Origin of the sequence: Rhizobium mongolense subsp. loessense, from assembly GCF_900099775.1 — a bacterium.
GTDB lineage: Bacteria > Pseudomonadota > Alphaproteobacteria > Rhizobiales > Rhizobiaceae > Rhizobium > Rhizobium loessense.
The window spans coordinates 134843-148720 of record NZ_FMTM01000007.1; the positions used below are offsets into that span (position 1 = coordinate 134843).

Annotated in this window: 11 protein-coding genes and 1 pseudogene; 10 read left to right on the top strand and 2 right to left on the bottom strand. The window is 60.0% G+C overall.

Annotated features, from left to right (window positions below):
* Positions 1 to 41: 41 nt before the first annotated feature.
* Positions 42 to 1299 (bottom strand): annotated as a pseudogene (locus BLP23_RS21805) (sigma-54-dependent transcriptional regulator); the annotation flags it as partial.
* Between the two features lie 207 nt (positions 1300 to 1506).
* Between BLP23_RS21805 and BLP23_RS21810 the strand changes: the two are divergent.
* From BLP23_RS21810 to BLP23_RS21855, 10 genes are all read left to right on the top strand, one after another.
* Positions 1507 to 3360, top strand: coding sequence for a M3 family oligoendopeptidase (locus BLP23_RS21810; RefSeq protein WP_092586887.1), 1854 nt, complete (start codon positions 1507 to 1509; stop codon positions 3358 to 3360).
* A 292-nt stretch (positions 3361 to 3652) separates the two neighbouring features.
* Positions 3653 to 4813: an aminodeoxychorismate synthase component I gene (locus BLP23_RS21815; protein WP_092586888.1), complete on the top strand. Its 1161-nt coding sequence runs from the start codon at positions 3653 to 3655 to the stop codon at positions 4811 to 4813.
* Entirely contained in the window at positions 4810 to 5436 is a 627-nt protein-coding gene (locus tag BLP23_RS21820) for an aminotransferase class IV family protein (RefSeq protein WP_092586889.1), read from the top strand. Before BLP23_RS21815 ends, BLP23_RS21820 begins: the two co-directional genes overlap by 4 nt.
* An 89-nt stretch (positions 5437 to 5525) precedes the next feature.
* Positions 5526 to 5810, top strand: a complete 285-nt coding sequence (locus BLP23_RS21825; RefSeq protein WP_092586890.1) for a YciI family protein — start codon at positions 5526 to 5528, stop codon at positions 5808 to 5810.
* 202 nt (positions 5811 to 6012) lie between these two features.
* Positions 6013 to 7467: a homospermidine synthase gene (locus BLP23_RS21830; protein ID WP_092586891.1), complete on the top strand. Its 1455-nt coding sequence runs from the start codon at positions 6013 to 6015 to the stop codon at positions 7465 to 7467.
* Positions 7468 to 7636: 169 nt separating this feature from the next.
* On the top strand, positions 7637 to 7999 hold the full coding sequence (gene omp10, locus BLP23_RS21835) for an outer membrane lipoprotein Omp10 (RefSeq protein WP_092586892.1): 363 nt from the start codon (positions 7637 to 7639) through the stop codon (positions 7997 to 7999).
* A gap of 206 nt (positions 8000 to 8205) precedes the next feature.
* Positions 8206 to 10080: a 5'-nucleotidase C-terminal domain-containing protein gene (locus BLP23_RS21840; RefSeq protein WP_092586893.1), complete on the top strand. Its 1875-nt coding sequence runs from the start codon at positions 8206 to 8208 to the stop codon at positions 10078 to 10080.
* A gap of 123 nt (positions 10081 to 10203) precedes the next feature.
* Positions 10204 to 11238 (top strand): ferrochelatase, encoded by a 1035-nt coding sequence (gene hemH, locus BLP23_RS21845; protein ID WP_092586894.1) that lies wholly within the window; start codon positions 10204 to 10206, stop codon positions 11236 to 11238.
* A gap of 128 nt (positions 11239 to 11366) precedes the next feature.
* On the top strand, positions 11367 to 12377 hold the full coding sequence (locus BLP23_RS21850) for an SPFH domain-containing protein (RefSeq protein WP_092586895.1): 1011 nt from the start codon (positions 11367 to 11369) through the stop codon (positions 12375 to 12377).
* Positions 12378 to 12380: 3 nt separating this feature from the next.
* A complete protein-coding gene (locus BLP23_RS21855) occupies positions 12381 to 12836 on the top strand; it encodes an NfeD family protein (protein WP_092586896.1) in 456 nt (151 codons plus the stop codon).
* Here BLP23_RS21855 and BLP23_RS21860 read toward each other — a convergent pair whose 3' ends face one another.
* Positions 12837 to 13829, bottom strand: coding sequence for a KpsF/GutQ family sugar-phosphate isomerase (locus BLP23_RS21860; protein ID WP_092586897.1), 993 nt, complete (start codon positions 13827 to 13829; stop codon positions 12837 to 12839). It abuts the gene before it with no gap.
* Positions 13830 to 13878 lie beyond the last annotated feature (49 nt).

Genomic DNA, 13878 nt, shown 5'->3' on the forward strand with positions numbered 1-13878 from the left:
CTGCGGAGCGTGAAATTCCGCAAACTCCACCTCGTGCTCGCGATAGGTGTTGTCGGCAACCAGCGCCAGATGATCGACCACGTCATATTGCGGCAATTGGGCAGCGATCTGCGGAAAATCCGCTTCGCTGAGCTCCTGGCCTTCGGCGAGCACGACAGCGCGGAAGATCGCGTTCTCGAGCTGGCGGATGTTGCCCGGCCAGTCATAGGCCGTCAGCAATGCCAACGCACCCGCGCTGACCGTCATGCGATGGCCATTCTTCTGTTCGGACGAGAATCGGTCGGCAAAGACGCGCACCAGATGCGGAATGTCCTCCTTGCGCTTGCGCAGCGCCGGAATGGTGATCGGAAAGACATTGAGGCGATAATAGAGGTCTTCGCGGAAGTGGCCGTTTTTCACTTCCTCGATCAGGTCCTTGTTCGTCGCGGAAATGAGCCGGACATTGACCTTGTGCGCCGTGCGTGCGCCGACGGTCTCGACTTCACCCTGCTGCACGGCTCGCAACAGCTTGACCTGCACGTCGAGCGGCAGATCGCCGATTTCATCGAGGAAGATCGTGCCGCCGTCAGCCTCCATGAACTTGCCCGTATGGCGTTCGGTTGCACCGGTGAACGCGCCCTTTTCATGGCCGAAGAGGATGCTTTCGACGAGGTTGTGCGGAATGGCGCCGCAGTTCACCGTGACGAAGGGCTTACCCGAGCGGTCGCCGCCGGACTGGATGGCACGCGCAACCAGCTCCTTGCCGACGCCGGACTCGCCTTCGAGCACCACCGGAATGTTGGATTGCGCCGCACGCTGCGCCAGATCGATGACGCGGATCATCGCCGGGCTTGCCGAAACGATGTCGTCGAAGCCGACGATGCCGGAGCGCGAACGGCGGCCCGAGCGGGCCCGCACTTCGCGCTGGTCCAGCTTCATTGCGTTGGCGATCGAGGTTGCGATGCGCTCCGGTGAAACGGGCTTGACCACGAAATCGAAGGCGCCGGCACGCATGGCCTGCACCACCGTTTCAATGCCACCCTGCCCGGTCTGCACGATCACCGGGACCTGCGTGCCGAGTTCATGCAGCGCTTCGAGGAATTCGAGGCCGGTCATTTCCGGCATCATCAGGTCGAGAAGGATGACGTTGAAGAGACCGCTGTCGCGCTTCACCATCTCCAGGCCGATGCGGCCGTTCTCAGCCTGATGGACGACATGCCCGTGACGCTCGATTGCGTTCTTCAGCAGACGGCGTTGTACCGGGTCGTCCTCGACCACGAGAATCTGCCCTGCACCCTTGAGCTCACTGTAACCGGTCATTGTCGCCTCACTTCATGCGAAACCTGCGGGCACTTTGGCAGAAAGGCTTGAACATCCAGTTTTGAGAAATAATTGCATTTTAACGATTGTGGCGATACCGAATCCGTATCGAAGCGGGGCCTCCACCATCCCGAAAGCCCCTTGATACGGGGCCTTCCGGCGCTTAGACAGTCAGACCTGTTCGAAAAGAGGAAGAGGAACCCAGCCATGAATTTCGTGCTCCACGGCGCCGGTCTTAATTTTTCGGCAACAGTTGCCTCGGCCGCGGCTGATCCGGCGCTCGGCGAGCTCCCGGTCTGGAAGCTGCAGGATCTCTACCCTTCCGCCACCTCGACCGCCTTCACCAGCGATATGGAAAAGGCGGGCCGGAACGCGCTCGCCTTCGAGGAAAAATGGAAAGGCAAACTTGCCGGTGCAGCGGCCCAAAAAGGCGCTGGAGGCATTGGCGAGGCGCTGAAGGAATATGAGGCGCTGGACGATCTCATCGGCCGTCTCGGCTCTTTTGCGGGCCTCACCTATTTCTCCGATACGACCAACCCGGTAAACGGCAAGCTCTACGGCGACGTCCAGGCGAAGATCACCGAATTCTCCGGCCACCTTCTCTTCTTCGCGCTGGAGCTCAACCGCATCGACGACGCGGTGATGGACGCATGCATGGCGAACGACCCTGAGGCCGGCCATTACCGCCCCTGGCTGATCGACCTGCGCAAGGACAAGCCCTACCAGCTGGAAGACAAGCTGGAACAACTCTTTCTCGAAAAGTCGATGACGAGTGCGGCTGCGTTCAACCGCCTCTTCGACGAGACGATGGCCGAGCTCCGCTACAATATCGACGGCGAGAAAGTGCCGCTCGAAGTCGCGCTCAATCTTTTGCAGGACAAGGATCCGGAAGCCCGCCGCAAGGCGGCAATGGCGCTCGCCGAAACCTTCAAGGCGAACATCCGCACCTTCACGTTGATCACCAATACGCTTGCCAAGGACAAGGATATTTCCGACCGCTGGCGCGGTTTTGAGGATATCGCCGACAGCCGTCATCTGGCAAACCGCGTCGAGCGCGACGTGGTCGATGCGCTGGCAGCTGCCGTCAAGCAGGCCTATCCGCGCCTTTCGCACCGCTATTACAAGATGAAGGCGAAGTGGCTCGGAATGGACCAGATGAATTTCTGGGACCGCAATGCGCCCTTGCCGGAAACCTCCAATGCAGTGATTTCCTGGGGCGAAGCGAAGGACACCGTTCTTTCGGCCTACGGCAATTTCGCGCCGGAAATGGCAGCCATCGCCAAGCGCTTCTTCGACGAGCAGTGGATCGACGCGCCCGTGCGTCCCGGCAAGGCGCCCGGCGCCTTCTCTCACCCCACGGTTCCCTCAGCCCATCCCTATGTGCTGGTCAACTACATGGGCAAGCCGCGCGATGTAATGACGCTTGCCCATGAACTCGGCCACGGCGTTCATCAAGTGCTGGCCGGTGCACAGGGCGCGCTGATGTGCCAGACCCCGCTGACGCTTGCCGAAACCGCATCCGTCTTCGGCGAGATGCTCACCTTCCGCGCACTGCTTGACAAGACGACGGACAAGCGCGAGCGCAAGGCAATGCTCGCCCAAAAGGTCGAGGACATGATCAACACGGTCGTGCGCCAGATCGCCTTCTACGAATTCGAACGCGAGCTTCACACGGCCCGCAAGGCAGGCGAACTGACCGCCGAAGATATCGGAGAACTCTGGCTTTCGGTTCAGTCGGAAAGCCTCGGTCCAGCGATCCGGATCTCGGAGGGATACGAGACCTACTGGGCCTATATCCCCCACTTCATCCACTCGCCCTTTTACGTCTACGCCTATGCCTTCGGCGACTGCCTGGTGAACTCGCTCTATGCCGTCTACCAGAAAGCCGACAAGGGCTTCCAGGACAAATATTTCGAGCTTCTGAAGGCCGGCGGCACCAAGCATCACTCTGAACTCCTGAAGCCTTTCGGACTCGACGCCAGCGATCCGTCGTTCTGGGGCAAGGGCCTTTCGATGATTGAGGGGCTGATCGATGAATTGGAAGCGCTTGATAAGGCTTAAGACGCAACTCCGGGCGAGGAGCTGACCGAGAGCCCTGACCTTGAGCTTCGGCTGTCGGTGCAAGCAGCCAGGCGCCTATTGTGCAACGCTTACGAGGAACGATGAAGGCAACCCCTTCTCCCTCATTCCTGTGCTTGTCACAGGTCTCCAGTGCGCCCAAGTCCTTGGGCGCGGGAGACGCTTTGAACCGAAGGAAGTCATTCGCGGTGCGGATGCGCCGTGGCTGGAACCCTATGACAAGCAAGGGAATAAGGAAATCCGGAGCGAGCGGACTCAGCAAATGGGAGCGCGGATGACCATTTCTCAGTCTTGCATCCTCTTGCGCGACGACACGACCGGCGAAGTCATGCTCTTTGCCGATCCCGCCGAGATCATCATCGCCCGGACGCGCGCCGAATTCTTCGCCGGACTCGCGCGGATGGAGGCGGCCAAGACGGAAGGAAAGTGGCTGGCAGGATACCTCTCTTACGAAGCGGGCTATCTCTTCGAGGAAAAACTCGCGGGCTTCGTGGAAGAGAACAGGCAGACGCCGCTGCTGTGCTTCGGCATCTTCGACGCCCCGCAGAAGGACGGTTGTCTGCTCGCGCAGCCGAAACAGCGGCTCGAAAACGAGGAATTCCTGACAGCGCCCAAAGCCGCTTGGGCATTCCCCGCATACAAAGAGCGCTTCGACCGATTGCATCGGCATCTGCGCCAAGGCGATTGCTATCAAGCAAACCTCACCATGCCCATCGAAGCACGTTGGAACGGAGATCCGCGCGCGGCCTTCTGGTCGCTGATCGAACGTCAGCCGGTAAAATACGGTGCGCTCGTCGATCTCGGCGGGCCTGTCATCCTGTCCCGCTCTCCCGAACTCTTCTTCCGGACGGACGAGGAAGGCTGGATCGAGACGCATCCGATGAAAGGCACCGCCAAGCGCGGCGCCGATGCGGCCGAAGATGCCGCCATTGTCGCGGCGATGCGGCACGATATAAAGACACAAGCCGAAAACCGGATGATCGTCGACCTGCTTCGCAATGACATCTCGCGCATCACGGAGGTCGGTACGCTCGATGTTCCGAAGCTCTTCGAGATCGAGACCTACCCCACGCTGCACCAAATGGTAAGCCATGTGCAGGCGAAACTTCTTCCCGACCTTTCCATCCGCGATATCTTCGCCGCCCTCTTCCCCTGCGGCTCGATCACCGGCGCACCGAAGCTCAGCGCCATGCACATCCTGCACGAACTCGAAGACACGCCACGCGACGCCTATTGCGGTGCGATCGGCATGATCTCTCCGGCAGGCGCCATGCGCTTTTCGGTTGCGATCCGCACGATCAGCCTTTTTGAGGACGGCAAGGCAATCTTCAATGTCGGTGGCGGCATCGTCTTCGATTCCACCGCGCAAGCCGAATATGAAGAATGCCTGCTCAAGGCGCGTTTCGCGATCGGCGACCAGGAAATCGCGCGATGAGCGACTTCTCGCTGATAGAGACGTTGCGGTTTGAACCGGAGAGCGGCTTCATGCGCCTGCGGCTGCATCTTGCCCGCCTGACGCGCTCGGCCCGGCGCATCGGCTTTCCCGAACCGCGACATGTGCTCGACGAACTCAATGCCTCCGTCCAAGGCGCGACGGGCGCTCTGCGCATCCGGCTGACCTTCGATGCTCAGGGCCGCGTAGAAGTCACGACCGCGCCTTTCACACCGCTTGCGCCCGGCACGCAGTGGACCATCCGCATCGCTTCGACCCGCCTCGACAGCGCCGACAAGCTGCTGCGGATCAAGACCACCCGCCGCACGGTCTACGAAGCCGCCCGCGCCGAATACACGCCGCAGCAGGCGGACGAAGTGCTGATGCTGAACGAACGCGGCGACGTCTGCGAAGGCACGATCACTTCAGTCTTCCTGAGCGATGTTTCCGGCATCCTTCGCACCCCGCCGATTTCCTGCGGCCTGCTCGCTGGCGTGCTGCGCACCGAGTTGATCTGTCAGCGCAAAGCCCGCGTCGGTCGCATCCGGATGGACGATTTGAACGGCGGCCAGATCTACGTTGGAAATTCGCTTCGCGGCCTCATCCCTGCACAGCTTGTCATCTAAGCCGCGCAAAATCCTAAAAAGAAGATGGATGGCAGCGTTTTAATTGGATATTCAACAGGTTCGCAACGATAGGCCGGAAGGATTTTGCCATGTTCATACTGGCGCTCACCTATGTGAAGCCGAACGAAGAGGCCGATAAACACATGGAGCCGCATATGGCCTGGGTCAAGGAAGGCTATGCCAAAGGCTGGTTCCTTGCCTCCGGCCGCAAGGTTCCCCGCACCGGCGGCGTCATCCTCGCTATCGGCAATCGTGCCGAGATCGAGGCCTATGTCGCCGACGATCCATTCATGGTTCACGGCGTTGCAGAATATGAGATCACAGAAGTCGCGGTGACGACGGTGGCCGCGGGGCTGGATATCCTGAAAGAATAGAGTCACCGCCGACGTTGCACAAGGCCAAGCTCGTTGCGGCAGCTTGGGCATGTTCGCTTGACTGATAAATCCATTTCCGGCCCAAACGCTCTTTATTGTGACGCCGATTTATGATTAGAGCCGGTCACCTCGCATTTCTCGCGCCATTTCAGAAGAATTCTTAAAGGTTCATCGCCTTCGTCGCCTTCCATAGGAGAAAAGAATGACGGAACAGACCCACCCGGTATATGCCGAAATTACCGGTCCGATCGTGATGATCGGCTTTGGCTCCATCGGCCGCGGCACGCTGCCGCTGATCGAGCGCCATTTCAAATTCGACAAGAGCCGGATGGTTGTCATCGACCCGCGCGACGAGCCGGCCGACATGGCGATCCTGAAGAAGTACGGTGTCCTCCACATCAAAGAATACGTGACGAAGGACAATTACAAGGATCTCCTGAAGCCGCTTCTGACCAAAGGCGGCGGTCAAGGCTTTTGCGTCAATCTGTCGGTCGATACCGGCTCGCTCGACATCATGAAGCTCTGCCGCAAGCTCGACGTACTTTACATCGACACCGTCGTGGAACCCTGGCTCGGCTTCTATTTCGACAAGAACATGAAGAACGCCGACCGCACCAACTATGCGCTGCGCGAAACCGTCCGCAAGGAAAAGGCGAAGAACCCTGGCGGCGCAACGGCTGTTTCCACCTGCGGCGCAAACCCCGGCATGGTGTCCTGGTTCGTCAAGCAGGCGCTCGTCAACCTTGCCAACGAGATCGGCGTGAAGTTCGATGAGCCGAACCAGCACGACCGTGACGGCTGGGCGAAGCTGATGAAGAAGGTCGGCGTCAAGGGCATTCACATTGCCGAACGCGACACGCAGCGTACCAAGCATCCCAAGCCGCTCAACGTCTTCTGGAACACCTGGTCGGTCGAAGGCTTCATTTCCGAAGGCATGCAGCCCGCCGAGCTCGGCTGGGGCACCCATGAAAACTGGATGCCGAAGAACGCCAAGAAGCAGAAGAAGGGCTGCAAGGCCGCGATCTATCTGGAGCAGCCGGGCGCCAATACCCGCGTGCGCACCTGGTGCCCGACACCTGGCCCGCAATACGGTTTCCTCGTCACTCACAACGAGTCGATCTCGATCGCCGATTATTTCACGGTCCGCGACAAGGATGGCGAAGTTACGTTCCGCCCGACCTGCCACTACGCCTACCATCCGGCCAACGATGCGATCCTGTCGCTGCATGAGATGTTCGGCAATGGCGGCACGCCGCAGCCGGTCCACCACGTTCTCGACGAAGACGAGCTTGAGGACGGCATCGACGAACTCGGTGTGCTCCTCTACGGCCACGAGAAGAATGCCTACTGGTTCGGCTCGCGCCTGTCGCTCGAAGAAACCCGCCGCATCGCGCCCTATCAGAATGCGACCGGCCTGCAGGTGACCTCTGCCGTTCTCGCAGGCATGGTCTGGGCTCTCGAACATCCGAAGGCCGGTATCGTCGAAGCCGACGAGATCGACTACAAGCGCTGCCTCGAAGTGCAGCTGCCTTATCTCGGCCCGGTTGAAGGTCACTACACCGACTGGACGCCGCTTGACGGTCGTCCGGGCCTCTTTCCGGAAGACATCGACACCAAGGATCCCTGGCAGTTCAAGAACATCCTGGTTCGTTCGTAACCGGACATTCAAATCCGCATCGATGCCCGCCGAAAGGCGGGCATTTTTGTAACGCCTGCCGCGTAATTTCGCTTCATCGTTGCAGGAGGCTTGCCATGGCGGCGGGCTCGCGCCATGTTTTTCAAGACTTTCGCGGATAGAGTCCGCTCCGAATCGCCGGGAGAACCATATGACGTTCAGAAACATTCTCGTCCTTGCGGGTGCAGCAGCAGCACTTGCCGCCTGCGTCTCAGATCGCCCCATGCCGGTAGCGACACGCGCTGCGCCGACCGGCGTCGAGGGTTCCTGGGCCGATCCGAACGGCATCATTTCTACCTTCCAGGCAGGCACCTTCACCACCCGTACGACCGACAGCAACCAGCTGCTCGCGTCCGGCACCTATATCACCACCTCGCCGTCACTCGTCGAAATCAGCATGACATCGCTGGTTCGCAAGACCCAGTCGAAGGTCAATTGCGCGCTTGTCAACCAAAGTCAGCTGAACTGCACCTCGGATGCAGGTTCGCAATTCACGTTGACGCGCCGCATGTAGTTCCCCGGCCCTCAATGAAGAAGCTCTCCTTCGCGGGAGCTTTTTTCGTTTTTGCCTCTTGGAAAGCACCCCGAGAACAACAGCTTTTTTGCACTTGCGGTCGGTCATCGTTGATGAAAACATCCGCCCGCCGGGTAGCCGCCAAACGATAAAGGGAAGGACGAAGTCAGGGGTACGGGGCTTCGCCATTAAATCAGGAGAACAGTATGACCAAGTCATTTAGCTTCGGTCTGTTGACCGCATCGATGCTGGCGCTCAGCGCTGGCGCAGCCTTCGCAGACTACCAGCTCAATATTCTTCATATCAATGATTTCCATTCACGCATCGAGTCGATCAACAAGTTCGATTCCACCTGCTCGGCGGAGGACGAAGGCAAGAACGCGTGCTTCGGCGGCGCCGCCCGCTTGAAGACCGCGATAGACCAGCGCCGTCAGGCGCTGTCCGGCCAGAACGTCCTGCTTTTGAACGCCGGCGACAACTTTCAGGGTTCGCTCTTCTACACGACCTATAAAGGTACCGCGGAAGCCGAGATGCTGAACGCCATGAAGTTTGATGTGATGACTGTCGGCAACCATGAATTTGACGACAGCGAAGACGGCCTCGCCGCCTTCCTCGACAAGGTTCAGTTCCCGGTTATTTCCGCAAACGTCCTTGCCGCCGACGGCTCGAAGCTCGGCGATCGCATCAAGCCTTCGCTGGTGCTCGATGTCGGCGGGCAAAAGATCGGCATCGTCGGCGCCGTGGCCAATGATACCGAAGAGCTTTCCTCTCCGGGCCCCAAAGTGATGATTGCCGAGGACGTCCAGACGATCAGCGCAGCCGTCCAGGAATTGAAGGCCCAGGGCATCAACAAGATCATCGCGCTCACCCATGTCGGCTATCCGCGCGATCTCGCAGCCATCGCCAAGATTCCGGATGTCGATGTCGTCGTTGGCGGCCACTCGCACAGCCTGCTTTCGAACACCGATCCGAAGGCGGAGGGCCCCTACCCGACGATGGTGGACAATCCGGGCGGCTACAAGGTGCCCGTCGTGCAGGCGGCCTCCTACAGCAAGTATCTCGGTGATCTCGTCGTCGACTTCGACGACAGCGGCGTCGTCAAGAGCGCCAAGGGCGATCCGATTTTGATCGACTCCTCCTTCACGCCCGACCCGGCCCTTGTTGCCCGTATCCAGGAACTGGCCAAACCGATCGATGAACTCCGCAAGAAGGTCATCGGCTCGTCCGAAGCCCCGATCGAGGGCGACCGCACCGTTTGCCGCGTCAAGGAGTGCTCGATGGGCAACCTCGTTGCCGATGCCATGCTCGACCGCACGAAGAACCAGGGCATTCAGATCGCCATCCAGAACGGCGGCGGCCTCCGCGCCTCGATTGACGGCGGCGATATCACCCAGGGCGAAGTCATCACCGTGCTGCCGTTCCAGAACACGGTGGCCACCTTCCAGCTGACGGGCGCAGACATCGTTACGGCGCTAGAAAACGGTGTCAGCCAGATCGACGAGGGCGCCGGCCGCTTCCCGCAGGTCGCGGGCCTGAAGTACAGCTTCGACAAGTCGAAGCCTGCGGGCAGCCGTGTCAGCGGCGTTGAGGTCAAGGAGGGTGACAAATTCGCACCGATTAATCCGGCCAAGACCTACGGCGTCGTCACCAACAATTTCATGCGCGCCGGCGGAGATGGGTATTCGATTTTCGAAACCGCCGGCAAGAATGCCTATGACTTCGGTCCGGATCTTGCCGACGTGACGGTCGAATATCTGGCAGCCCATAACCCTTACAAGCCCTACACCGACGGCCGCATAGCGCAAATCGCCCCGGCTGAGACCGCTGCACCTGCCGCGCCGGATGCTCCATCCGCAAAAGCTCCGGCCGCAACTGCGCCAGCTGCCAGCGCACCGGCTGCCAGCGCACCGGCTACCGCGACGCCGGCAAGCCATGTTATCGCTGCAGGTGATACCCTTTGGGATCTTGCCAAGCAGTTTTACGGCGATGGCGAACTCTGGAAGAGAATTTCCGAAGCCAACGGCAATCCCGATCCGCGTCGCCTGATGGTCGGCAAGGAGCTGCAGGTTCCCGCGAAGTAAGGCGATTGTCTGGATGTTGAAGACCGGTCCGGGGTTTCCCGGGCCGGTTTTTCCACTTATAGGGATAAGCCACCGCGCCGGCTGCCTATGAGCGGAAAGAGACTATCAAACGTTGGGGCCAAGATGACGATTGCACCTTCATACCTCCCGGCCGAGCATCCTCCGGTCAAATTCGGCAAGGTCGGAGTCCTTCTCGTCAATCTCGGCACGCCTGACGGCACCGATTACACGTCGATGCGGCGCTATCTGCGCGAATTCCTGACCGACAGGCGCGTCATCGAATGGTCACCCTTGAAATGGTACCCGATCCTCTTCGGCATCGTCCTGAACACCCGCCCGCAGAAGGTCGGCAAGGCCTACGAGACGATCTGGAACAAGGATAAGAACGAGAGCTATCTACGCACCTATACGCGCAACCAGTCCGATCTCATGGCCGCGCGTCTGAAGGACCTGCCGAATGTAAAGGTAGACTGGGCTATGCGTTACGGCACGCCCTCCATCGCGTCGCGCATCAACGCACTGAAAGAGGATGGCTGCGACCGCATCGTTCTCTTCCCGCTCTATCCGCAATATGCGGCAGCGACGACCGCCACAGTCAACGACAAGGCATTCCAGCATCTCTTGAAGATGCGCTGGCAGCCGGCATTGCGCACGGTGCCGGACTATCACGACGACGAAACCTATATCGAAGCACTCGCCAATTCGGTGAGAAAGCATCTGGCGGGGCTCGACTGGGAACCGGAGGTGATCCTTGCCTCGTTTCACGGCATCCCGCTTTCCTATTCCGAGCAGGGCGATCCCTACTTCTTCCAATGCCAGAAGACAGGCCACTTGCTTTGCGAAACGCTCGGCCTTGCAAAGGAGAAGTTCATGATCACCTTCCAGTCCCGCTTCGGGCCGGAAGAATGGCTGCAGCCCTATACCGACAAGACCGTCGAAAAGCTGGCGCAAGACGGCGTCAAACGCATCGCCGTTCTCAATCCCGGTTTCGTCTCCGACTGCCTGGAGACACTGGAAGAGATCGCCGAGCAGGCGGCCCATTCCTTTCATGAAAACGGAGGCGAGAAATTTGCGCATATTCCGTGCCTCAACGACAGTGAGGACGGGATGCGCGTGCTGGAGAAGGTCGTGCGCCGCGAACTTCTGGGTTGGGTCTGAGCCGGACGTCGGCTGCCAGCCGAGCCCGATCTTCGGGCTGCTGTTTAAAACCTTGGCGTGCGCTTGTGAATATCCCGCTCGTTGAATAGGATCGCCGCGATCATAGGCCTGGTGAAGGAGAGAGAGTGATGATTTTAGGCGGGTTCGATATCGTCGTTATTGCTCTCGTCGTCTTCGTCATCCTTGTGCTTTTTGCAGGCATCAAGACGGTGCCTCAGGGCTATCGCTATACGATCGAGCGCTTCGGCCGCTATACGCGCACACTGGAGCCGGGCCTCAACATCATCACGCCCTTCATCGAGCGCATCGGCGCCCGCATGAATGTGATGGAGCAGGTGCTCGACGTACCCACCCAGGAAGTCATCACCCGGGACAACGCCTCGGTCGCCGCCGATGCCGTGGCCTTCTATCAGGTCCTGAATGCCGCGCAGGCCGCCTATCAGGTCTCCAATCTCGAAAACGCCGTTCTTAACCTGACGATGACCAATATCCGTTCCGTCATGGGCTCTATGGACCTCGACGAGCTTCTGTCCAACCGCGATGCAATCAATGACCGGCTGCTGCGGGTCGTCGATGATGCCGTGCAACCGTGGGGCATCAAGGTCACCCGTATCGAGATCAAGGACATTCGTCCGCCGACCGATCTCGTCGACGCCATGGCGCGGCAGATGAAGGCCGAGCGTGAGAAGCGTGCCCAAATTCTGGAAGCTGAAGGTTCGCGCAACGCTCAGATCCTTCGCGCCGAAGGTGCCAAGCAATCGGCGATCCTGGAGGCAGAAGGTCAGCGCGAGGCAGCGTTCCGCGAAGCGGAAGCCCGCGAGCGTCTGGCCGAGGCGGAAGCCAAGGCGACAAAGATGGTCTCCGAAGCGATCGCCGCCGGCGACGTGCAGGCGATCAACTATTTCGTCGCGCAGAAATATACAGAGGCGCTGTCTGCCATCGGTACGGCCGGCAATTCCAAGATTGTCCTGATGCCGATGGAGGCCTCATCCATTATCGGCTCGCTGAGCGGTATCGGTGCAATCGCTAAGGAGGTCTTCGGCGACGGCAATAATCCGCCCTCCCCGCCGCGGCCGCGTCAAGTGCCGCCGCGCACAACCCCGCCGGTCAATCCCTTCAACCAGGCCCCGGAGCGCTGACGAATGCTGACACGCGTCGTTGCCGAACTGGGACCATGGACCTGGTGGATTGTGGGCCTGGCGCTGCTTGCCGCCGAAATGATCGTGCCGGGCTTTTTCCTCGTCTGGATCGGTCTTGCCGCGCTCGCTGTCGGCATTCTGTCGCTGCTGCTTTGGAATGCCGCCTTCTGGTTCTGGGAAACGCAGCTCATCCTTTTTGCCATCCTGGCCGTTGCTGCGACATTCCTTGGCCGCCGTCTGACGCTTCGCCATGATACGACCGACGAACCCTTCCTCAATCAGCGGGGCGCAAGTCTCGTCGGCCGGACGGCAACTCTCTTTGAACCGATCGCCGAAGGCCGCGGCCGCATTCGCATCGATGATACGATCTGGCGAGTGACGGGTCCGAACCTCCCGGTCGGAACGCAGGTGAAGGTGGTCGCGAGCAACGGGCGCGACCTGACGGTCGAGCCGCTCTGATCAGGCGACGCCGATCCGCAAGAGATCGTGAAAATGCACCAGGCCGGCCGGCTTGTTATCGTCATCGATGACGATCAGCGCGCCGATTTGATACTGCTCCAGCAATGCCAGCGCGCTTGTCGCAAGCGCCGTTGGCCTGACCGTCTTTGGCGTGCGCGTCATGATGTCGTCGACGCAAAGCTCGGACAGGTTGCGCGTCAAATTGCGGGCAATGTCGCCTTCGGTAACGATGCCGCAAAGGCGCCCGTCCTCGTCCAGGACGCCGACGCAGCCGAAATGCTTGCGCGACAGCACGTGGATCGCCTCCGGCATCGGTGTCCCCTTCGCCACCAGCGGGACGCGGTCGCCGGTATGCATGACATCGCCGACATGCATCAGGCTGGCACCGAGCTTTCCGCCCGGATGGAAGACATGGAAATCCCGCGCCGTGAAGCCGCGCGCTTCAAGCAGCGCGATCGCGAGCGCATCCCCGAGGGCGAGCTGCATCAATGTCGATGTCGTTGGCGCAAGGCCGTTCGGGCATGCTTCCTGCTCGTTCGGGATCAGCAGTACGATGTCGGATGCCGTCGCCAGCGACGAGTGTTCGCTGCACGTGAGGGCGACCAGGGGGATCGAAAATCGGCGCGTATAGGCAATGATGCTGCGCAGTTCCGCGCTTTCGCCGCCCTTGGAGATGGCGAGCACAAGATCGTCGCTCGCGATCATCCCAAGGTCGCCGTGATTGGCTTCGGCAGCGTGAACGAAAAACGCAGGCGTGCCCGTCGAAGCAAGGGTAGCGGCCAGTTTCGTTCCGATATGTCCACTTTTGCCGACACCGGTTACGATGACACGACCGTTGATCCTGCCGATCGTCTCGACTGCTTGAGAAAACGGCTCCGACAGACCGTCGCTCAAGGCGCGCTCCAGCGCTTCCAGTCCGCGTCTCTCCGTCTCGATCGTCCGCTTGGCGGATTCGAGCACACCATTCTCAACAAGTTTGACTGCTTTCCTCATGGTCCTGCGTTAGCGCTTTTCATTTGAGGTGTCTACCCACGTCGCCTTG

Excerpts from the sequence above, each read along its gene's own strand:
- BLP23_RS21810 (WP_092586887.1), top strand. The coding sequence starts at position 1,507 with ATGAATTTCGTGCTCCACGGCGCCGGTCTTAATTTTTCGGCAACAGTT.
- BLP23_RS21815 (WP_092586888.1), top strand. The coding sequence starts at position 3,653 with ATGACCATTTCTCAGTCTTGCATCCTCTTGCGCGACGACACGACCGGC.
- BLP23_RS21820 (WP_092586889.1), top strand. The coding sequence starts at position 4,810 with ATGAGCGACTTCTCGCTGATAGAGACGTTGCGGTTTGAACCGGAGAGC.
- BLP23_RS21825 (WP_092586890.1), top strand. The coding sequence starts at position 5,526 with ATGTTCATACTGGCGCTCACCTATGTGAAGCCGAACGAAGAGGCCGAT.
- BLP23_RS21830 (WP_092586891.1), top strand. The coding sequence starts at position 6,013 with ATGACGGAACAGACCCACCCGGTATATGCCGAAATTACCGGTCCGATC.
- omp10 (WP_092586892.1), top strand. The coding sequence starts at position 7,637 with ATGACGTTCAGAAACATTCTCGTCCTTGCGGGTGCAGCAGCAGCACTT.
- BLP23_RS21840 (WP_092586893.1), top strand. The coding sequence starts at position 8,206 with ATGACCAAGTCATTTAGCTTCGGTCTGTTGACCGCATCGATGCTGGCG.
- hemH (WP_092586894.1), top strand. The coding sequence starts at position 10,204 with ATGACGATTGCACCTTCATACCTCCCGGCCGAGCATCCTCCGGTCAAA.
- BLP23_RS21850 (WP_092586895.1), top strand. The coding sequence starts at position 11,367 with ATGATTTTAGGCGGGTTCGATATCGTCGTTATTGCTCTCGTCGTCTTC.
- BLP23_RS21855 (WP_092586896.1), top strand. The coding sequence starts at position 12,381 with ATGCTGACACGCGTCGTTGCCGAACTGGGACCATGGACCTGGTGGATT.
- BLP23_RS21860 (WP_092586897.1), bottom strand. The coding sequence starts at position 13,829 with ATGAGGAAAGCAGTCAAACTTGTTGAGAATGGTGTGCTCGAATCCGCC.